This window comes from Paenibacillus terreus (assembly GCF_042138595.1).
Taxonomy (GTDB): Bacteria; Bacillota; Bacilli; order Paenibacillales; family Paenibacillaceae; genus Paenibacillus; species Paenibacillus terreus.
This window is the reverse complement of the sequence record NZ_JBHIRX010000024.1, coordinates 56,760-76,637: the sequence shown is the minus strand read 5'-3', so window position 1 is coordinate 76,637 and position 19,878 is coordinate 56,760. Positions and strand designations below refer to the sequence as shown.

At 52.6% G+C, this 19,878-nt stretch carries 16 protein-coding genes; 14 read left to right on the top strand and 2 right to left on the bottom strand.

Annotated elements, in window-relative coordinates:
• Nucleotides 1-84 precede the first annotated feature (84 nt).
• The gene (gene uraA / locus ACE5KN_RS28085; protein WP_375527305.1) at nt 85-1,392 is read right to left on the bottom strand and encodes a uracil permease; all 1,308 of its coding nucleotides are present in this window, start codon (nt 1,390-1,392) and stop codon (nt 85-87) included.
• A 290-nt stretch (nt 1,393-1,682) separates the two neighbouring features.
• Here uraA and ACE5KN_RS28080 point away from each other — a divergent pair, with 290 nt between their 5' ends.
• The 14 genes from ACE5KN_RS28080 (at nt 1,683) to crcB (ACE5KN_RS28015) (ending at nt 18,818) form a co-directional block, all read left to right on the top strand.
• Nucleotides 1,683-3,869, top strand: a complete 2,187-nt coding sequence (locus ACE5KN_RS28080; RefSeq protein ID WP_375527359.1) for a RelA/SpoT family protein — start codon at nt 1,683-1,685, stop codon at nt 3,867-3,869.
• 33 nt (nt 3,870-3,902) lie between these two features.
• The gene (gene dtd, locus ACE5KN_RS28075) at nt 3,903-4,349 is read left to right on the top strand and encodes a D-aminoacyl-tRNA deacylase (RefSeq protein WP_375527306.1); all 447 of its coding nucleotides are present in this window, start codon (nt 3,903-3,905) and stop codon (nt 4,347-4,349) included.
• Nucleotides 4,350-4,494: 145 nt separating this feature from the next.
• The gene (locus tag ACE5KN_RS28070; RefSeq protein ID WP_375527307.1) at nt 4,495-4,671 is read left to right on the top strand and encodes a hypothetical protein; all 177 of its coding nucleotides are present in this window, start codon (nt 4,495-4,497) and stop codon (nt 4,669-4,671) included.
• A gap of 84 nt (nt 4,672-4,755) precedes the next feature.
• On the top strand, nt 4,756-5,274 hold the full coding sequence (locus ACE5KN_RS28065; RefSeq protein WP_375527308.1) for a type 1 glutamine amidotransferase domain-containing protein: 519 nt from the start codon (nt 4,756-4,758) through the stop codon (nt 5,272-5,274).
• 39 nt (nt 5,275-5,313) lie between these two features.
• Nucleotides 5,314-5,760 carry a hypothetical protein gene (locus tag ACE5KN_RS28060; protein ID WP_375527309.1) on the top strand — a complete coding sequence of 149 codons (447 nt, stop codon included), beginning with the start codon at nt 5,314-5,316 and terminating at the stop codon, nt 5,758-5,760.
• 589 nt (nt 5,761-6,349) lie between these two features.
• On the top strand, nt 6,350-7,603 hold the full coding sequence (gene hisS, locus ACE5KN_RS28055; protein ID WP_375527310.1) for a histidine--tRNA ligase: 1,254 nt from the start codon (nt 6,350-6,352) through the stop codon (nt 7,601-7,603).
• A 45-nt stretch (nt 7,604-7,648) separates the two neighbouring features.
• Nucleotides 7,649-9,427, top strand: coding sequence for an aspartate--tRNA ligase (gene aspS, locus ACE5KN_RS28050; protein ID WP_375527311.1), 1,779 nt, complete (start codon nt 7,649-7,651; stop codon nt 9,425-9,427).
• Nucleotides 9,428-9,603: 176 nt separating this feature from the next.
• Nucleotides 9,604-10,344 (top strand): tRNA threonylcarbamoyladenosine dehydratase, encoded by a 741-nt coding sequence (locus ACE5KN_RS28045; protein WP_375527312.1) that lies wholly within the window; start codon nt 9,604-9,606, stop codon nt 10,342-10,344.
• A gap of 400 nt (nt 10,345-10,744) precedes the next feature.
• Nucleotides 10,745-12,043 carry an NCS2 family permease gene (locus tag ACE5KN_RS28040; RefSeq protein WP_375527313.1) on the top strand — a complete coding sequence of 433 codons (1,299 nt, stop codon included), beginning with the start codon at nt 10,745-10,747 and terminating at the stop codon, nt 12,041-12,043.
• A 23-nt stretch (nt 12,044-12,066) separates the two neighbouring features.
• Nucleotides 12,067-13,854, top strand: a complete 1,788-nt coding sequence (locus ACE5KN_RS28035) for an ABC transporter ATP-binding protein (RefSeq protein ID WP_375527314.1) — start codon at nt 12,067-12,069, stop codon at nt 13,852-13,854.
• 206 nt (nt 13,855-14,060) lie between these two features.
• Nucleotides 14,061-16,187 carry a HelD family protein gene (locus tag ACE5KN_RS28030; RefSeq protein WP_375527315.1) on the top strand — a complete coding sequence of 709 codons (2,127 nt, stop codon included), beginning with the start codon at nt 14,061-14,063 and terminating at the stop codon, nt 16,185-16,187.
• Between the two features lie 487 nt (nt 16,188-16,674).
• A complete protein-coding gene (locus ACE5KN_RS28025) occupies nt 16,675-17,985 on the top strand; it encodes a replication-associated recombination protein A (protein ID WP_375527316.1) in 1,311 nt (436 codons plus the stop codon).
• A 63-nt stretch (nt 17,986-18,048) separates the two neighbouring features.
• Nucleotides 18,049-18,450, top strand: coding sequence for a fluoride efflux transporter CrcB (gene crcB / locus ACE5KN_RS28020; RefSeq protein WP_375527360.1), 402 nt, complete (start codon nt 18,049-18,051; stop codon nt 18,448-18,450).
• Nucleotides 18,447-18,818: a fluoride efflux transporter CrcB gene (gene crcB, locus ACE5KN_RS28015; RefSeq protein WP_375527317.1), complete on the top strand. Its 372-nt coding sequence runs from the start codon at nt 18,447-18,449 to the stop codon at nt 18,816-18,818. The genes crcB (ACE5KN_RS28020) and crcB (ACE5KN_RS28015) overlap by 4 nt, the downstream gene beginning before the upstream one ends.
• Before the next feature lie 95 nt (nt 18,819-18,913).
• Here the strand turns inward: crcB (ACE5KN_RS28015) and ACE5KN_RS28010 are convergent, their stop codons facing one another.
• Complete coding sequence (locus ACE5KN_RS28010) at nt 18,914-19,759, bottom strand: PPK2 family polyphosphate kinase (RefSeq protein ID WP_375527318.1); 846 nt, start codon at nt 19,757-19,759, stop codon at nt 18,914-18,916.
• Nucleotides 19,760-19,878 lie beyond the last annotated feature (119 nt).

Below are 19,878 nucleotides of genomic sequence, written 5' to 3'. Positions count from 1 at the left end.
AATATTAAGCTGTGCTAAATAACGAAAAAGCCACCAGTTTTCTCATTGAGGAAAACGGTGGCTTTTTTGCATGTACGGATGGGATCAATCCGGTGTTTTCTCGACAAAGGGCTTATCGGTTTTGTCGTTGGACAAGCCCATGACTTCAAACAGCTTGAACAGCAGGCTGAGCAGGATGCCTACTACTGTTGCCAAAGCCATGCCTTTAAGCTCAACGGTCCCCAGTGACAATTTTACGCCGCTAATGCCTACTACCAGTACAAGGGTGGCCAACAGCATGTTGGTCGCCTTGGAGAAATCGACTTTCTGCTCCACGAAGATACGCAGTCCGGATGCGGCGATGACTCCGAACAGCAGCAGCGAGACGCCGCCCATGACCGGGGTGGGAATGTTGGCGACAACCGCCGAAAACGTTCCGGAGAAGGAGAGCAAAATTGCAATAATGGCCGCACCTCCAATGACCCATACGGAATATACTCTGGTAAGCGCCATGACACCGATATTTTCCCCGTAGGTCGTATTCGGTGTTGATCCTACGAAGCCGGAGATAATCGTTGAAATTCCGTTGCCGAGCAGGGAACGGTGCAGGCCGGGGTCTTTGGACAAATCTTTGCCAACGATATTGCCCGTTACCAGCAGGTGGCCGATATGCTCTACGATCACAACAAGGGACACCGGCAAAATGGTCAAAATGGCAGTCATGTTCCAGGTAGGCGTCGTAACGGTTGGGAAATCGAGAAAATGAGCAGCTGCAATATTTCCCGTATTTACCATCCCCATCGCATAAGCCAGTAAATAACCGACAATAATGCCAAGCAGGATGTGTATGATTTTGGCAAAGCCGCGGAACAGAACGGCCCCAAGTACGGTGACGGCCATCGTCACCAGTGAAAGCGTGATGCTCTTCGGATCAGGCGTCCACGCCTGAGTCGGGTCCGAATTGATAAAACCGGCCATGCCGGCCGCTGTCGGAACGAGCTCAAGGCCGATCAATGCTACGATGGCTCCCATGACAGCCGGAGGGAAAACGACATCCAGCCATGCTGTGCCGGCAAATTTTACAATAAGAGCCACGATACAAAACACTGCGCCGGTGACGATAAATGCGCTCAGCGCCATGGAATAGCCTGAGCCGGGGTTGGCAGCGAGCACAATTCCAACGGGGGATAGAAAAGCAAAACTTGAGCCCAGATAAGCTGGAATTTTGCCGCGGCATAAGAAAATATAAAGCAGGGTGCCGACGCCGTTCATGAGCAGAATCATGCCTGGATCGACACCGAATATGTTCGGTACGAGCACGGTGCTGCCGAACATTGCAAAGAGGTGCTGAAGGCTCAAGAGAAATCCCGGGCCCAGCGGCAGTCTTTCTTGTACTTGAATTTCGCGCTGCAAAGCATTCACTCCTTAAGTGATAGGTTGATAATGTAGAAGGACGCAGCTTTTATTCCGCCTTTAGTCATTCTTACTTACATTAAAGACTTTCGGCAATTTTTTCAATATCAAATATTCCGTTTCATTCATTGATTTTCGTCATATATTTCCTTACTTAATCTTCATGGTCCGACAGTTGACGTTATGGGCTGCAACCGTCATAATTATAGGAAATCACTTTGGGGAACCTGCACGAGCTGCGCAAACCGTCGGGTTCCATTTTGTATAGAAAGGACACGGATAAGAGCAGAATGGGCATAGAGCAATTACTTAAAAAGGCTGGAGCCTATATCCGGGAACCTGATCTTCTCCGCATCCGGGAAGCATATGACTTCGCAGAGCAGGCTCATCATGGCCAGACCCGCAAATCGGGTGAGCCTTATATTCTTCACCCGCTGGCCGTGGCTGATATTGTTGTAAACATGCAGATGGACACTCTTTCCATCATTGCGGCTCTTCTGCATGATGTAGTGGAGGACACGACAGTGTCACTGGATGAGATTCGTGAACATTTTGGCGATACTTGCGCGATGCTGGTGGACGGACTGACGAAGCTCGAGCGCATCCAGTTCCGCTCCAAGGAAGAACAGCAGAATGAAAATTACCGCAAAATGTTCATTGCAATGGCACAGGATATCCGGGTTATTGTCATTAAGCTTGCGGATCGTCTGCACAACATGCGAACGCTCAAATATCAGTCAGAAGAGAGCCAGCGCCGGATTTCTTACGAAACTTTGGAGATCTTCTGTCCTGTGGCGAACCGCCTCGGTATATCGGCCATCAAATGGGAAATGGAAGACATTGCGCTCCGGTATCTGAACCCGCAGCAGTATTACCGCATTGCCAACCTGATGCACAAAAAGCGGGCAGAACGGGAGCAATTCATTGAGAACGTTATTGCCAAAATTCGGGAAAAGCTGGACGAAATGGGCATACATGCCGATTTGTCAGGACGTCCCAAGCATATATACAGCGTCTTTAAGAAAATGACGACCAAGAACAAACAGTTCAACGAAATCTATGATCTGCTTGCTATTCGTATTATTGTCGACAACATCAAGGACTGCTATGCTACACTGGGCATTATCCACACGCTCTGGAAACCGATGCCCGGACGATTTAAGGACTATATCGCCATGCCGAAGGCGAATATGTACCAGTCTCTGCACACCACCGTGGTAGGCCCGAACGGAGAGCCCACCGAGGTCCAAATCCGTACAACGGAGATGCACCGCACGGCAGAGTACGGTATCGCGGCACACTGGGCATATAAAGAAGGCAGCGGCAACGGGAATGTAAATCCCGAGGATACGATTACCTTTTTCCGTGAGATTCTGGAGCTGCAGAACGAAGCAAAAGACGCCTCGGAGTTTGTGGAATCGCTCAAAATGGACTTTTTCTCCGATCTGGTGTTTGTATTTACGCCAAAAGGTGAAGTCATTGAGCTGCCTGCCGGCTCGGTTCCGCTTGATTTTGCCTTTCGTATCCATACGGAGGTCGGCAACCGGACAATCGGTTCCAAGGTCAACGGAAGGATCGTCCCGCTTGATTACCGGCTGAAAACCGGGGATATTGTCGAAATTATGACCTCCAAGCACTCCTACGGGCCAAGTCAGGACTGGTTGAAGATCGTGCAGTCGTCCCACGCCCGCAGCAAAATCAAGCAATGGTTCAAGAAGGAGAAGCGGGAAGAGAACGTGGAGAAAGGCCGGGAGAGCCTCGAGCGCGAGTTGAAGCGCCTTGGCATCGACCCGTCTGCCTGGATGACCGACGACAAGCTGCTGGAGGTTGCCCAGAAATTCGCATTCAACGACATAGAGGACATGCTCTCGGCTATCGGTTTTGGCGGAATTACCGCTGCGCAGATATGTACGCGGCTGACAGAGAAGCTGCGCAAGGAGAGAGAGCTGGAAGAAGCGAAGCTGCTTGAGCTGACTTCCGAGATGAAGGAGATCAAGCCGAACACGGAACGGAAGGGACGTCCCACCAACGGAGTCCGCGTGGAAGGTGTCGATAATTTGCTCGTTCGCTTTGCCCGCTGCTGTAACCCTGTGCCCGGGGATGATATCGTGGGTTACATCACAAGAGGGCGGGGAGTCTCCGTACACCGCAGTGATTGTCCCAATATTCCAAGCAGTGGCGACGGAGAAGAACAGGCAAGGGTCATCGACGTTGAATGGGAAGAAGCGGTTGAGGCGAATTATAGCGTGGACATCGAAGTTACGGGACATGACCGCAACGGGCTGATGAATGAAGTGCTGCAGGCCATTTCGGAGAGCAAAACCAATCTGGCGGCGGTTACCGGCCGTTCCGACAAGAACAAGATGGCCATGATGCACATTACCATTCTGATACGCAATACGGAGCATCTGCATTCCGTCGTGGAGCGGATCAAACGGGTGAAAGACGTGTACACCGTACACCGGATTATACAATAACAGACTATATGGGCAAGAAACGGAGAATAAAGAATGAGAATCGTCATTCAACGCTGCAAAAATGCGGAGGTAACCGTTGAGGGCACGGTTGTAGGCCGGATCGCCGAGGGTCTGATGATTCTCGTGGGTGTCACGCACGAGGATACGGAGAAGGATGCGGTATTTCTGGCGGATAAGGCGGCCGATCTGCGCATTTTTGAGGACGAAGCGGGGAAAATGAATCACAGTGTGCTGGAGATCGGAGGAGCTGTGCTGTCTGTATCTCAATTTACACTTTACGGTGACTGCCGTAAAGGCAGAAGGCCGAATTTTATGGCTGCTGCCAAACCGGAGATCGCTGAAGGCCTCTATGAAGCCTTTAACAGCCGTCTGCGGGAGCGGGGGCTGACAGTGGAGACAGGCAGGTTCGGTGCGATGATGGACGTGTCCTTGACGAATTGGGGGCCTGTAACGCTGATCGTGGACAGCCGGTCGGAATAAAAACTTCCAATAGCAAAATAAGCGGACAAACGTCTGCAAATTTGATCCAAGGGATCGGGTTTGCAGACGTTTTGCTTTTCATAAGCTTCTGCCGTTAGGGAAAGCTAATAGCTGTCAATGATTAACGGGCAGAGGAGTGAAATCCATGCGGCAAGCTCCCAAGGAAGCAAGTGCTGTAACCATCGCAGTATGTTTTCCCGCAAGCAGGAGAGAGGCGGCGGTGATCATGACGGCTGAGGAAAAGTCATCCGAATTCTGCACTTTGGGCAAAGGGAGAGGACCGGGTGAAAATCTGCCGCCAAGGCAGGCGCAGGTTTATTAAGTATTTCGGGGTACGTGTTAGGAATAAAGGGATAACGGGTAATATCAGAACATGAATATCCCAAAGAAAGGAGTTCTGAGCAATATGAGTAAAGTGGCTTTTCTGTTGGCAAATGAATTTGAGGATTCGGAAATGCAGGTGCCTTACGATGAGGTGAAGAAGGCGGGACATGAAGCGGATATTATCGGACTCCGGCAGGGCGAAACCCTCACCGGCAAGAAGGGAAAGGCGAAATATACAGCCGACATAGCGATAGCAGATGCTAAAGCCGGCGACTATGACGCGGTTGTCATACCGGGAGGTTCATCCCCGGAAAACCTGCGGCTTGACGCCCATATTCTGAAATTTGTGACCGAGATGAATGCGGCCAAGAAGCCTGTCGCTGCGATTTGTCATGGTCCGCAAATACTGATCAGCGCCAAGCTGCTGCAAGGCCGCAAGATTACATCTTATCCTCCGCTCAAGGATGATATGGTTAACGCGGGTGCCAATTTTGAGGATAAAGAGGTCGTGGTGGACGGCAATTTCATTACCTCACGCACACCTAAGGATGAGCCTGCGTTTGTGCGTGAAATTCTTAATTCACTTTTGGTGAAGCGCTGATACTGCAAACTGCACAAAATCCTAAGGGAGGGTTTTGACATGCCTAAGCAAATTCAAGCTTATTTCAAGACCGAGGACGAGGCGGAGGGGGCAAGGACCTCCTTGCAAGCCTATCGGACAGAGCATTTGGAGGTCGGGCAGCTGGATGGAACATTGGGACGGGACAGACGTTTATTGATCCCATTCATTCCATACAATACGGCAGGCTCCATGAACACGGGTGGTGCGGCAGGAGCTGCTGCAGCCAGTTCGGGATACGGCGATCGTATCGTTCCCGTCGTGTCGAACAGGAGTGATGAAGGGGTTCGCAGGAATGAATTAGATGCACACACGCCCGGCCTGCTGGATGCAACGGAAGTATTTTCATCAGAGGATAATGACAAGCTGCAATATGTCCTGTCGGCGAAGGTGGACGATGCGGACTATGAGGAAATTGTGCATAAGCTGCGTGCCAACCATGCTTATGTCGACCGCTTCGACGAATAAGGTCAGCTTCCGCCCAGCCTGCACAAATATCGGCAAAAATCTGCTGTAATAGAATTGTAATATTCGCAACATAATCCCTTAATATTGCTTGTTTATAATAACAGCATGACCCCCTTTAATATATCCTTTATGAACCTGCGGACCGTTTCCGCAGGTTTTTTTTGCCCAAATCTCGCTATTTTCTCACATTGAATGATACACCATCTTGACTTTGACACGCCGGTTCATTAAAATCAGAAAATAATAATCTGTATAAAGATTTGATGACGGGACCGAGTACTCCGAACCCACATGCACAGAGAGGAGCTTCAAGGCTGTAAAAGCTCCCTTGATGAGCGGACGAATGACTTCCCCGAGAACAGACGGTGAACTTCCACGGCAGTTTGATTTAGAGTGGTCAGTAGCTGTGCTGCGCGGCACGGGCGTTATACGTTGAGCGGATGTGAGCTTGGGCTTTTTAAAGTCTCAGGCGGCATATTTCGGAATGTGGGTGGTACCACGGGTGATTTATAAACGGCAATCTCTCGTCCCTGTTATGTGACAGGGCGGGAGATTTTTTGTTTTGTTAAAAGATGGAGGGATGATGGCCATGGCTTTTCAAAAACCGACCGGCACGCAGGACCTGCTTCCCGGTGTAGTGGAAAAGTGGCAGTTTGTGGAAGGGAAAGCGCGGGATATATGCCGCCGCTTCAACTACCGTGAAATCCGCACCCCGATGTTTGAGCAGACTGAACTGTTCGTGCGCGGGGTAGGCGAGACGACGGATGTTGTAGAGAAGGAAATGTATACGTTCAAGGACAAAGGTGACCGCAGCCTGACGCTGCGGCCGGAAGGAACAGCCGGTGTTGTCCGGTCTTATGTTGAAAATAAGCTGTACGGTGAGCCTGACGTAACCAAGCTGTATTATATCGGACCCATGTTCCGCTACGAGCGGCCGCAGGCAGGGCGGCAGCGCCAGTTCCACCAATTCGGTGTGGAGGCATTCGGAGCCGTTGATCCGGCCATGGATGCCGAGGTTATCGCGCTGGGTTATCAGTTCTGCCTGGATCTGGGACTGAAAGGAGTGCAGGTGGAACTGAATTCCGTCGGCAATCCGACCAGCCGGGCGGCCTATCGCCAACGCCTGCTGGATTTCCTGAATCCGATGCGTGATACGCTGTGCAAGGACTGCCAATCCCGGATGGAGCGCAACCCGCTGCGCGTGCTGGACTGCAAGGTGGATCAGGACAAGTTCAAGGACGCACCGTCCATTCTCGACAGTCTGGATGAGGAGTGCACTGTACATTTTCAGAAGGTGCAGCAGTATTTGACGGATATGGGTGTCGAGTACAGGCTGAATCACCGGCTCGTACGCGGTCTTGATTACTATACGATGACGGCTTTCGAGCTTAAAGCCGAAGGGATCGGCGCCATTGATACGATCGGCGGCGGAGGAAGATACAACGGGCTTGTGGGTGAGCTCGGAGGACCGGATCAGCCGGGCATCGGCTTCGGCATCGGGCTGGAGCGCATTCAGCTGATTCTGGAGCATCAGTCTGTCGGGCTTGATGCGGTGAAACCGCTGGATGTATATCTGGTGGCCCTTGGTGAAGCCGCTGACCGTGAAGTGACAAAGCAGCTGTTCAAGCTGCGCCAGGCAGGATTTTCAGCCGAACGGGATTACCTGGGACGCAAGATGAAGGCACAGATGAAATCGGCTGACCGCTTCCATGCCCGTTATACCGCCATCCTCGGGGATGATGAGCTGGAGCGCGGCGAAATTGCACTTAAGGCCATGGACAGCGGAGAACAGCGCACTGTTCGCCTCGATGATCTTGTTAATGAGTTGAAACCACTGGCTTAACCTTCATAACGGTTTAAAATTCAAAATGATAAAGGGGATACAAGCATGAAAAGGACTCACCATTGTGGAGAGCTTACCACAGCCAACATCGGAGAAACCGTCGTTCTGAACGGATGGGTGCAGACGCGCCGCGACCTTGGGGGCGTGCTGTTTATCGACCTTCGCGACCGCAGCGGGATCGTGCAAATCGTATTTAATCCTGCTTACTCGGGAGAAGCACTGCAGATTGCGGACCGTGTCCGCACGGAATATGTACTTGAGGTCAAAGGGGAAGTTGTACAGCGTGACCCTGAAACGGTAAACCCGAATCTGCCTACAGGCCAGATCGAGGTCCGCATTACCGAGATCGAGGTGCTGAATGCGTCCAAAACACCTCCGTTCTTCATCGAGGACGGAATTGAAGTCGACGAATCGCTCCGTCTGAAATACCGCTATCTGGACCTGCGCCGTCCTGAAATGCACCAGACACTGAAGCTGCGTTCCAAGGCAGCCAAAGTGTTCCGCGATTTCCTGGACGGACAGGACTTCATTGAAGTAGAGACACCAATTCTGACAAAGAGCTCTCCGGAAGGGGCGCGGGATTATCTGGTACCGAGCCGTGTGCATGAAGGCGAGTTTTTCGCACTGCCGCAGTCGCCGCAAATTTACAAACAGCTGCTGATGGTAGGCGGGCTTGAGCGCTACTATCAGATCGCCCGCTGCTTCCGTGATGAGGATCTGCGCGCAGACCGTCAGCCTGAATTCACACAGGTCGACATCGAAACCTCCTTCATGCAGCAGGACGAGCTTCTGGAGATGATGGAGCAGCTGATGGTGAAGCTGTTCCGCGAGACGATCGGCGTCGAGCTGGAAACACCGTTCCAGCGCATTACCCATGCGGAAGCGATGGGCAAATACGGCTCCGACAAGCCTGACCTGCGCTTCGGCCTGGAGCTCATTGAGATGAACGATCTGCTGGCAAACAGCGGTGTCAAGGTGTTCTCCTCCGTCATTGAGAAAGGTGGAGAAGTGAAGGTGCTGAATGCCAAAGGCTGCGGCACCTGGACACGCAAGGAGATTGACGATCTCGGGCCTTATGCTGCACGTTACGGAGCGAAGGGTCTGGCCTGGATTCAAGTGAAAGACGGCGAATTCAAGGGACCGATTGTGAAGTTCTTTACTCCTGAAGAGATTGAAGCGGTAAGAGAACGCACTGGCGCGGAAGAGGGAGACCTGCTGCTCTTCTCGGCGGATAATAAAAAAGTCGTCGCAGACGTTCTTGGTGCGCTTCGCCTCAAGATCGGCCGCCAGCTCGGTCTCATCGATGACAGCAAGTTCAAGTTTGTGTGGGTGGTGGACTTTCCGCTGCTTGGATACGATGAAGAGCAAAAACGTTATGTTGCTGAACACCATCCGTTCACACGTCCAAAAGAAGAGGATATTGCCTTGTTCGAAACCGATCCGGGCAAAATCCGTGCCCAGGCTTACGATATCGTCCTGAACGGTTACGAAGTAGGCGGCGGCTCCATGCGGATTTACAAGCGGGATGTACAGGAGAAAATGTTTAACGCGATCGGCTTGTCTCCTGAAGAAGCCCAAGAGAAATTCGGCTACCTGATGGATGCTTTTGAATATGGCACACCACCGCATGGCGGCATTGCTTTCGGTTTCGACCGTCTGGTCATGCTGCTCTCCGGACGCACGAATCTGCGCGAAACGATTGCCTTCCCGAAAACGGCAAGTGCAACCGACCTCTTGATGGACGCGCCTTCCGAGGTTGATGCGAGCCAACTGGAGCAGCTGCATATCCGTCTTGCGCCAAAGCCTGCAGCCTCGAAGGCTTAAACCAATCGAACGGTATGACAGATAGCCTGCGCCTTGAGCGGACGCAGCTTTCGGATATGAACCCGTTATCCCAGGGATAATGGGTTCATGCCTTGTCCGGCTTCAGTCCGGCCCAAACGGTTTATTAAGAAGATATTGCCCCATTCTATAAATTGAGTTAAAAGGAGGTCTCCGGCATGCTGCATCAATTTTCCCGTACCGAATTGGCAATCGGTCCAGAGGGTCTCGAAAAGATGAAGAACAGCACGGTAGCGGTGCTCGGCATCGGTGGTGTGGGCTCCATTGCCGTTGAAGCTTTGGCCCGGACGGGCGTCGGACGCATCATCCTGATTGACAAGGATGTTGTGGATATCACAAACATTAATCGGCAGATTCACGCCCTGACGACAACCATCGGCCAGAAGAAAGCGGAGCTGATGGTTGATCGGGTGAAGCTGATCAACCCGGAGTGTGAAGCGATTGCGCTGAATATGTTTTACACGGAAGAGACATATGAGGAACTGTTCAAATACGAGCTGGATTATGTGATCGACGCTTCCGATACGATCATGTACAAAATTCATTTGATCAAAGAATGCCTCAAACGGAATATTCCGATCATTTCCAGCATGGGTGCGGCCAATAAAATGGATCCGACCAAATTCCAGGTTGCGGACATTTCCAAAACGTCCATGGACCCGATCGCCAGGGTGATCCGCACCAAGCTGCGCAAAGACGGGATTAAAAAGGGCGTAAAGGTCGTATTCTCCACCGAGGAGCCAATGAAGCCACGCCAGGACGTAACGCAGCGGATTGTGCCCGAGAATGCGCCCGAGATCCGCAAAGCCAAGCAGCCGCCTGCCAGCAATGCCTTTGTTCCTCCGGTAGCGGGGTTGATCATGGTGAGCGTAGTGGTTAAGGAGCTGCTTGAACAATAGTATTAAGTGCGTGTTCAAAAAGTCAGGTTTTCAGCACCGAAGCTTATGCTTCCGAAGTGCGTATTTTCAAAACGCTTGAGTTGGATGAAGGTAGGGACTGAGGAGCGGAGCGTACTAGGGGTACGTGAGCACCGGAAGTCCCGGCTGAATTCAAGATTCGATGTCGAGTCCGCTTCCTGACTTTCTTCGTGATCAAAAGATGACTTTTTGAACTACCTCTCAAACCTAGAATGATGAAAGGCCTGCGAAGCCTCCAGATAGGCGCGCAGGCCTTTTCGCCTTGTTTGCGGCATGGGATTGAGCTTACATCGCTTGTAAAAAAGAAGTCGGGCGATGTATGATGAGAATGTTTGCTTGTAGAGCAACAAGATTACTCAGAAGATGTGGAGGCAGCAGGTTTATGAATAAGGGATTTTTATCCCGCAGTCTTGGGCTGAAGCCCGGGGATCTATGGAAAAAGGAAGTCGCGGCCGGCCTCATTTCTTATTTCTCGGTCGTATATATAGTGCTGGTAAATGCGGCTATTCTGTCGGATGCGGGGATGCCGCTGCAGGGAGCCATGCTGGCTACGCTGCTTACTTCCGCCGCAGGCTGTCTGCTGATGGCGTTTGGCGGCAAATCGCCGATTGTCGTGGTGCCCGGCATGGGCATTAACGCTTTTTTCACCTATACCCTGGTCCATTCGATGAAGCTGAGCTGGCAGGAGGCGCTCACCGTGGTTTCTATTACGGGCGTTCTCTTTGCCGTCGTTGCCTTTACGTCCCTGTACCGGAAGATCAGTGAGGCGATCCCGCTCAACCTGCAGCATGGCATTACCGTGGGGATCGGGCTGTTCCTGACCTTTATCGGCCTGCAAAAAAGCGGGATCGTGATCGCCCACCAGACTACATTCGTTGCAATTGGGCATTTTAATGATCCGGCAGTTATCACAGCCTGCGTGACGTTGATGCTGGCGCTTGTCCTTTTTATTCGCAAAGTGCAGGGGGGACTGCTGATCAGCATGCTGGCAGGCACCGCGCTCGCCTATGCATTGGGAGCGGTGCACCCTGGCGGCATGACGAAGAGCGAGGACACGGTGCAGCAGTTTGGGGAGTTGTTCGCGCATCTTACGATGTCCGGCTTTGCCACACTTGCCTTCTGGATTGCCGTGTTCCTGCTGCTGCTGATCGTGGTATTTGAAAATATGGGGCTGATCGCAGGCCAGACAGGAATGATCGGCAGACCTGAGACTTTCAAAGGCAGCCTGCGGGCATTGGCGGTCAGCAATATTCTTGCCGGTATCTTCGGCAGCAGTCCGACTGTTGCCGCGGCGGAATCCACCGCAGGGATCGCCGCCGGCGGCCGGACAGGCATGACGCCGTTGGTCACTGCGCTGATGTTTGGGCTGACCTTTTTCTTCATCCCTATGCTGACATACATTCCTGACAGCGCGATTGCGCCTGTGCTTATTATCATCGGCGGACTCATGGTGCAAAATGTGCGGGAAATGGATTTTTCAAGCTTTACGGACGCGTTCCCGGCTTTTCTGATTATGGTGATGATTCCGTTTACCTACAGCATCGTGGACGGCATGGCCTTTGGTTTTATCGCTTACCCGCTTGCCAAGCTGGCTGCGGGGAAGGGCAGAGAAGTTCCGCGTGTATTGTATGTGATATCCGTGCTGTTCATTGCCAATTTTGTGCTTAACGCCAATTTGTAAAAGGGCAAAAGGAGGGAGCCATAATGGAAACTACCGCTTCAAGCGCCCCGAGACCGGATACGGCTGGTTTACGCCGTTTTGCGCGGCTCATTAAGGATTCCAATCCGCCGCGTGCCGTACTGGTCGTGGCTCTGCTTCTGACACTCGTTCAGACCGCAGCCAGCCTGATCGTTCCGCTCATGACGAAGGGGCTGATTGACGGACTCACGGTCGATTCCCTGAACAGGCAGGTCATCATCGGACTTGTCGCCGCGTTCATTCTGCAGGCTGCCGCTTCGGCAGTGTCGATCTATATGCTGAACTACGCGGGACAGCGGATTGTGGCCAATCTGCGTACCCGGCTTTGGAACAAGGTGCTGGCGCTGCCGATTCCGTTTTTCGACCGCAACCGCACTGGCGACACTATGAGCAGGGTTACCAATGATACAAGCTTGATCATGAACCTGATTACCGAGTATCTGGTCAGCTTTGTCTCCAACATTATCGCCATTATCGGCGGTATTGCCCTGCTGTTTTATCTGGACTGGGTGATGACACTTATTATCCTGGCCGTGGTACCGATAACGGCTTTGATATTGATGCCGGTAGGACGGAAAATGTACCGTATTTCCAAAAAACAGCAGGATGAAATGGCTGATCTGACCTCCGTGCTGGGGCAGGTGATCGGGGAGATTCGTCTTGTTAAGGCTTACGGTACTGAGGTGAGAGAAGCACGTTCCGGAGAGGACCGAATCCGCCGCATGTTCAAATTCGGACTGCAGGAGGCGAGAATACTGGCCCTGATCGGACCGCTCTCCACTTTTGCCATGACGGCTGTGCTCGTTCTTATTCTCGGGGTTGGGGGAATTCGGGTGGCATCAGGTCTGCTAACAGCGGGAGATCTGGTTGCCTTTATTTTATTGCTCTTCCAGGTCATTATGCCGATGGCGCAGTTCACCACCCTGTATTCAAGAATCCAGAAGGTGCTGGGCGCCACAGAGCGGATACAATCCATACTTGCCCACGAGGTGGAGCCGCAGGATAACCGGAAGGAGGCCTCTCCCCAGGGCGAAAGCATCGAATTGAAAAATGTAAGCTTTGCCTATAACACGGGAGAAGAGGTGCTGAAAGACATCAATCTGGTGATTCCCGCACGTCAGACGACCGCTATCGTAGGCCCGAGCGGGAGCGGCAAGTCGACGCTGTTCGCCTTGCTGGAGAGATTTTATATACCCGCGGAAGGGGAAATCAGATACGGCCAGGACAGGATCGACGAGTATATGCTGGCAAGCTGGCGGGCCAAGATCGGATATGTGTCCCAGGAAAGCCCCATGATGGCCGGAACGATTCTTGAAAATATTACGTACGGAATTTCCCGCGAGGTGAGCATGGATGAAATCCGGCGGGCGGCCGAGCTGGCGTATGCAGCGCCTTTTATCGATAAATTACCCCAGCAGTACCAAACCGAGGTGGGCGAACGGGGTATCAAGCTGTCAGGCGGTCAAAGGCAGCGCATCGCCATTGCCCGCGCATTCCTGCGTAGCCCCGATATTCTGATGCTGGATGAGGCAACATCCGCACTGGACAGTTCCTCCGAGCATGAAGTGCAGAAGGCGCTCGCCAACCTGATGGAGGGGCGCACGACGATAGTCATTGCCCACCGTTTATCGACGGTTGTTCATTCGGACCAGATCGTAGTGCTTGAAAACGGAAAGGTAACCGGATCGGGAACCCATGCGGAGCTGATGCAGTCTCATGAGGTGTATCGCGAGCTGGCGGAAAAACAATTTGTTGAAGCAGGACAGCCAGAACCAATGCCCGAGCTCTTTTAGGCTTGGCTAATGAGAGACGCTGGATCAATGCCCAACGTACAGAAGAATCAAGGGGAAGGTTCCAATGAGTTAAAAGCTGTAAGTTATGCAGTCCAGCCGGCCTGCAATCACTTATAGCTTTTTTGGATTCAATATGGTATGATTTAGCTTCCTTTTTTTGAAAAGTGTTAAGGCTCAACCAAATCTCTCTTAGGAGGTAACTGAAAGTGGAACAAGATTTTCAAAGTGCCTATCAAGAAGAAAAACAAAGGCTGACGCAGGTGATGGAGGAAATCGACCGCAGACTGCAAAAGCTGCAATCGGTTCCAGTGTATACCGGCCATGACTTCACGGAGCAGGCGCTCGAAGCTGGGCGGGAGGAGAGGCGTCAGGCTTTGGCGAAAAGTCTGCAGGAGCCTTATTTCGGAAGACTGGATTTTGAGGAGAAGGGCAAGGGTACACGTAAACCCCTTTATATCGGCAAAGTAGGCGTGGATCGTGAAGAGGTGGGGGAATATCCGCTTGTGATCGATTGGCGCGCCCCTGTGGCCAGTCTGTTTTATTCCTTTACAGGCGGGGAGGACCTTGCCTCTTATGAAGCGCCGGAAGGCCTGATCGAAGGGCTGGTCTATTTGAAACGAAATGTCGTGATCCGGAAGCAGATTCTGGAAAGGGTCGCCGATACCTTCAACCGGGAGAGCGATGATCCGGCCGTGTCGGATGAGTTTCTCGTCTATCGGCTCGGTGAGAATAAAGATAACCGCCTGCGCGATATCGTGTCGACCATCCAGGCGGAGCAGGATCAGATTATCCGTGCGGAGCGCGGCAAAGCACTGGTCATTCAGGGCGTGGCGGGGAGCGGAAAGACTACCGTGGCGCTGCACCGTCTGGCGTTTTTGCTGTATCAGTACAAGGAGCAGGTATCAGCCGAAAAAATGATCATTTTTGCGCCAAACCATATGTTCCTCGATTATATATCCGACGTGCTTCCCGAGCTTGGCGTCGGCAGCATACAACAGCGTACTTTCAATGACTGGGCCTTCGGCATACTGGATACGGACCTTCAGCTTGCCCCGGCAGAGGATGCGCTGCAGACCTGGTTTGAGTCCGGGGCAGCCAGACCTGAGGTGAATGAGACCACCCCGGGCAGATTTAAGGGATCGTTGGCTTTTATGCGTCTGCTTGAAAAATATGTGCAGCAGCTTGAACCCTTGTCGGTGCCTGGAGGCGACTTTAGTCCGTGGGATGGAGCGGTCCTGTCCAGAAACGAAATACTGCACTGGTTCAATGAAGAGTACAAGCCTTATCCCCTTGCCAAGCGCACCGAGCGTGTGCTGGCGAGAATCCACCGCTGGATTGAAATGGAGCTGAAAAAGCCGGCATCCTCCGCCGTTTTGAAGGAACGGAAGAAGAAAGCAGGACAGCGGGAAAAGGCCTATGCCAAGAAATGGCCGCAGTTTGAAGCCGTAACGATATATAAGCAGCTATTTCAGGCGGTAAAAGGTCCTGCGCTACCTTCATCCATCATGGAAGAAATTCCTGTCCATGTGCTGAAGGGGACGGCGGCGGATTTGAAAAAGAACGTGTTGCGCGAGGAGGATCTGCCTGCGCTTGTATATCTGCACGTTCTGACGCATGACATCGATTCAGGCAGCCGGTTCGACCATGTGGTGATCGATGAAGCCCAGGATTTTTCACCATTTCATACGGCGCTGCTGGATCTGTTCGTGAAAGGGCACTCGTTTACGATTCTGGGAGACCTGTCCCAGGGCATTCACGCCTATAAAGGCGTTCAAAGCTGGGATGAGGTCAGCTCTCTGTTTAATCGTGAGGATACGGGATATTTTGCGCTGACACGGAGCTATCGCTCGACGCTGGAGATCATTGAGTTTGCCAACATCATTCTGGAAAAAGGTGTACACAGCGGTATTACGGCCGTGCCGGTATTCCGCAGCGGCGATCCGGTCCGCGTGCTCCCGTACGGCCCCCAGGGGCGGAAGGAGCATCTGCTGTCCGCGCTGCGGGAGCTGTCTGCTAAAGAATACCGCACCGTATCCGTCCTTACCCGCACTTTACAGGAGGCGGAGGAGCTCCATGCCTACTTCATAGAGCAGGGGATCGATATTCATCTGATTGACGGCTCCATGAAGCAGTATGAGGGCGGGCTGTCGGTGCTGCCTGTCTATCTTTCCAAAGGGCTGGAGTTTGACGGTGTTATCGTGGCTGATGCGGACGACCAGCACTATGCCGCGGACGCCATGGACGCGAAGCTGCTGTATGTCGGCTGTACGCGGGCGCTGCATGAACTGTGGCTTATGTATGCGGAGCGGTTGCCGGAATATGTCGAAGCATAGATGAGTGGAAGGGGCTGTTCTAAGGCGCTCCAAGAACGAAGCATTCCTACAATCGCTGTTATCCCCCAATTTCTGTTTATATTTTAAGCGGATGAAATTGGGGGATAACAGCGAACGCTGCCGCTTTTTCGGAATTGCTTCGTCCTTTCCGCTGCTGCGTGCGTCCTTCTACTCATCAATGCCACCCCTAAATCGCCAATCTCCGGCGATTTAGGGGTGGTAATAAAGTCGAGAACAGGTACGAGTTTCTCACTGTTCTCGGCTTTTTGTGCTTCATGCGCCGTTCCTAATGTAGGTGACCGTACAAAGTCCCTTTGGTCCCCCTATAATAGACATTGAAAAAACTGCCTGAATCAGGTTCCGGGGGATATTCCTGCATACCTACAGTTTCATGGGAGAGCTGGTCGACTGCATCGGCCCTTTTGGTATGTTAAAATAGATGACGGTGTTACGAACGGTTACGCAAACTTTCAAGGATGTGAAACGTATGGATTTATTTTCGTTTTCCCAGGAGTCGACCCCGGGCGGCCGTCTGCTGGCGGACCGGATGAGGCCGGTAAGCCTGGATGAATATATTGGACAAGAGCATATTGTCGGGCCGGGAAAGCTGCTGCGGCGGGCGATTGAAGCCGATCAGGTGAGTTCCATTCTGCTGTATGGACCGCCCGGCTGCGGCAAGACGACGCTGGCCCATATTATATCAAATCATACACAGGGGAACTTTGTGCGTCTGAATGCGGTGGATGCCTCGGTTAAGGATGTCCGTGAGGTGATCGATCAGGCACAGACCAACAAAGCGATGTACGGCACAAAAACGATCCTGTTCCTCGATGAGGTGCATCGTTTCAACAGCTCCAGACAGGATGCTTTGTTGCCTGCGGTGGAAAAGGGGACGATCATCTTTATCGGGGCCACGACGGAAAATCCGTTTCACTACGTCAATGGGGCCTTGCTGAGCCGGTCCACCCTGTTTCAGCTAGAGGCCCTCACCAGGGAGCATTCGCTGGCGGCCATGCGCCGTGCCCTTGCCGATGAGGAAAAAGGGCTTGGCTTTATGCAGCTGCAGGTCGATGAAGAGGCGCTGGACCATATTGCCACGATGGCGAACGGGGATATCCGGCGTGCTCTGAACGCTCTTGAGCTGGCTGCGCTGACAACCTCTCCGCTGGCGGACGGCACGGTTCATGTAACGCTTGAAGTGGCGGAGGAATCCATCCGCAGGCCGATCGTCAAGGCGGATGAATCCACACAGTATGATGTTCTGTCCGCTTTTCACAAGAGCATCCGCGGCTCCAGCGATGCGGCGCTGTTCTGGTTTCTCTACGCGGTGGAAAAGCTGGGCATGGACCCGATGACGTTCATTCGCCGGCTGATCGCTGCCAGCAGCGAGGATATCGGGCTGGCGAATCCGCAGGCGATGGTGCAGGCCGTCAGTGCGCTGGAGGCGTATCGCAATAACGGCTGGCCGGAAGCCAAGCTGAATATTGCCCAGGCAATCTTGTTTGCGGTGGAAAGTCCGAAATCCAACGCGGTAGTTATGGCGATCTCAAACGCGATGTCCACAATGGATGAGATCAAGTCGGCCGAGGTTCCCCTGCATCTGCGGGATGCCCATTATAAAGGGGCGGAGAAGCTGGGGCATGTCGGCTACAAGTATCCGCATAATTTTCCTAATCACTATGTCAAACAGCAGTATTTGCCGGATGAAATTGCAGACCGGACTTTTTACAGAGCAACAGAGCAGGGGAATGAGAGCAAGATCCGGCAGAACCAGCAATGGCGGGAATCGCAGAAATAAAAAGAACATAACTTTATGCTATTAAAGTTTGGTTCATCACCCATAGGAGAGTTAGAACCCATGATTAAAGATTTAGTCTTTGTAGGCGCCGGCGGGCTGCTTGGGACGCTTTGCAGGTATGGCATGCAGCAGTGGATTCCGGTGGGGCCCGACGGGTTTCCGTCGGCTGTGCTGCTCATTAACCTGTCAGGCTGCCTGTTTCTGGGCTGGTTTTTCACGGTCACTCCGGGAGTGTGGCGGATTCCGCCGCGGCTGCGCCTCGCCATTGGTACGGGTTTTACCGGAGCCTTTACAACATTCTCAACCTTCACTGTAGATGCGGTGCGGTTGTGGAGTGAAGGCCAAGCCACAGTTTCCTTGTTATATATTGCATCGAGCCTGCTCGGCGGGCTTCTGATGTCTCTGGCAGGCATTAGGCTCGGGCAGTATATGGCTTCCCGCTCCAGAGGGGGCGCAGCCGTATGATTTGGTTAACTGGTATCGGCGGTATCATTGGCGCGGTGCTGCGCTTCGGATTGGGCAAGGCAGTGTCCGTCCGCTTGGGCACCGCTTTTCCCTGGGGAACGTGGCTCATCAACATTTCGGGCTCTCTGCTGCTTGGGATTCTTTATAAGATGTTTTTACAGGGGACCTTGTCCCCCGCCTTGTGGGGGATGCTTGGTGTTGGCTTTTGCGGGGCGTATACGACCTTCTCGACCTTCGGCTATGAAACGCTGCAGCTGATCGACAGCGGCCGCGGCGGCCGTGCAGCACTGTATGTGCTGTCCTCGGTGCTGCTCGGCATCGCCGGGGCGGCACTCGGAATGGAGCTTGCATCCTGGCTTAATCATTAAGTACAGTTCAGATCCGCTGAAAATCAATGATTCATAATCTTCAGAAAAATCCCGCCAGCTGTGTATTCTGACGGGCCTGCCGCATCTGTGTGCGCTTATTTTTCCTTCTTTTCTTTCTCCACCCCTCTTTCCCGGTACAGTTCAGGAAGCAGCTCCTTCAGCTCCGGCTTCGGTTCGGGGAAGGAGAGACCCAGACCCTCCAGTGTGCTCACGACGATCTGCAGTACGGCAAAATCCCGGTACCAGCGGTGGTCGGCGGGCACAATATGCCAGGGCAGCTCCGGACTGCTGCAGCGCTCGAATATGTCTTCATAGTAGGATTGATACAAATCCCAGGATTTACGCTCCGTCAGGTCGCCTGCGTCAAACTTCCAGTTCTTATGAGGTGTCTCAATCCGGTCAATCAGCTTTTCAAGCTGAAACGCTTTTGAGATATGCAGAAATATCTTTACCACTTTCACACCGCTGTCCATCAGCAGCTGTTCGAATGCATTGATCTGGTCGAATTTCCGTGCCGCTTCCTGATCAGAGATGGTCCGGTGAACGCGTGTAATGAGCACATCTTCATAATAAGAACGATTAAAAGTTGCGATATACCCTTTGCCTGGGATCCTACTGTGGGCTCTCCATAGAAAATCATGTGTGGCCTCTTCAGCGGTTGGGGTTTTAAAGCTGTACGTGAGCAGACCCTGCGGATTGACGGCGGAAAAAACATGGTTGATCACCCCATCTTTGCCGCTGCAGTCCATTCCCTGAAAAACAAACAGGACAGCGTGCTTCTTGCCCGCAAACAGTGGTTCCTGCAGCTCCTCAAGTTTTTTCAGCAGCCTTTTGTGCTCTTTCCCAGTCTCCTCCCGGCTGCGGTACCCGCCCGTATTCCCGGGATCGATGGAGCTTAACTTCACCGGAGCGCCGGGCGGCACAATAAATGCTTCGTTCATGGGTGATCTCTCCTCTGCGATAGGCTATTATATACATACCCCTCAACAGAGAAAATATCACGATCTACTAACTTGAAAAGCCATCCTTCCCGGGGGAAGAATGGCTTAGCGATAGCATG

Coding starts and splice junctions, on each gene's coding strand:
- aspS (WP_375527311.1), top strand. CDS start 7,649: ATGAAAAGGACTCACCATTGTGGAGAGCTTACCACAGCCAACATCGGA.
- ACE5KN_RS28010 (WP_375527318.1), bottom strand. CDS start 19,759: ATGAACGAAGCATTTATTGTGCCGCCCGGCGCTCCGGTGAAGTTAAGC.
- ACE5KN_RS28040 (WP_375527313.1), top strand. CDS start 10,745: ATGAATAAGGGATTTTTATCCCGCAGTCTTGGGCTGAAGCCCGGGGAT.
- ACE5KN_RS28025 (WP_375527316.1), top strand. CDS start 16,675: ATGGATTTATTTTCGTTTTCCCAGGAGTCGACCCCGGGCGGCCGTCTG.
- ACE5KN_RS28065 (WP_375527308.1), top strand. CDS start 4,756: ATGAGTAAAGTGGCTTTTCTGTTGGCAAATGAATTTGAGGATTCGGAA.
- crcB (WP_375527317.1), top strand. CDS start 18,447: ATGATTTGGTTAACTGGTATCGGCGGTATCATTGGCGCGGTGCTGCGC.
- ACE5KN_RS28070 (WP_375527307.1), top strand. CDS start 4,495: ATGCGGCAAGCTCCCAAGGAAGCAAGTGCTGTAACCATCGCAGTATGT.
- ACE5KN_RS28080 (WP_375527359.1), top strand. CDS start 1,683: ATGGGCATAGAGCAATTACTTAAAAAGGCTGGAGCCTATATCCGGGAA.
- ACE5KN_RS28045 (WP_375527312.1), top strand. CDS start 9,604: ATGCTGCATCAATTTTCCCGTACCGAATTGGCAATCGGTCCAGAGGGT.
- dtd (WP_375527306.1), top strand. CDS start 3,903: ATGAGAATCGTCATTCAACGCTGCAAAAATGCGGAGGTAACCGTTGAG.
- hisS (WP_375527310.1), top strand. CDS start 6,350: ATGGCTTTTCAAAAACCGACCGGCACGCAGGACCTGCTTCCCGGTGTA.
- ACE5KN_RS28060 (WP_375527309.1), top strand. CDS start 5,314: ATGCCTAAGCAAATTCAAGCTTATTTCAAGACCGAGGACGAGGCGGAG.
- ACE5KN_RS28035 (WP_375527314.1), top strand. CDS start 12,067: ATGGAAACTACCGCTTCAAGCGCCCCGAGACCGGATACGGCTGGTTTA.